This window comes from Bartonella sp. MU37NMGALS (genome assembly GCF_042194015.1).
Taxonomy (GTDB): Bacteria; Pseudomonadota; Alphaproteobacteria; order Rhizobiales; family Rhizobiaceae; genus Bartonella; species Bartonella grahamii.
Genome location: NZ_JBHIML010000152.1, coordinates 1 through 584, shown reverse-complemented (window position 1 = coordinate 584; position 584 = coordinate 1). Strand labels below are relative to the sequence as shown.

Genomic DNA, 584 nt, shown 5'->3' with positions numbered 1-584 from the left:
GAAGGTTCGATTACAGGGGATGCGCATTTTGAAGCAAAGTCGGTTGCGGGCAATCCACTGGAGTCCTTAAGTGGTTTGCCTGGAGCTGGCGCTCTCTTTACACCAAAAGTGGATCTCAATAATGCAGGGGAACTTTCTGAAGGGCTCCCTTTACCAAAACCCCAATCGGGTGGTGTTGGGGGCACGCTGCCCAACCAAAATTTCATTTATGAAACGCGGGCAGAATTCCTTGATGTCGGCAAGTTTTATGGCTCAGCCTATTATTTGAACAGAATTGGCTACAATCCTGATCGGGAGATTTTTTTCTTAGGCGATGCTTATTTCGAAAAGGAATTGATTGAAAAACAAATGCGTGATCTTGTTGGTCAAGGTTTGGGTAAAGGTTCCTTTATTCCTGGAAGTGATGCCATTGAACAAGTCAAAACTTTGCTGGATGTCGGGGCAGACTATGCAAAAGCCCACAATCTCCCCTTTGGTGAGGCTTTGAGTGAAGAACAATTGGCATCCCTAGAAGCCCCGATGGTGATTTATGTGCGCCAACAGGTCAAGGGCATGGATGTTTATGCACCGGTGCTTTATATCCC

General features: G+C 46.4%; 1 protein-coding gene. It reads left to right on the top strand.

Annotated elements, in window-relative coordinates; translation table 11 throughout:
* Positions 1–584 (top strand): hypothetical protein (locus tag ACFIJP_RS09655; protein ID WP_375627213.1); only part of this gene is annotated, 584 nt, incomplete at both ends.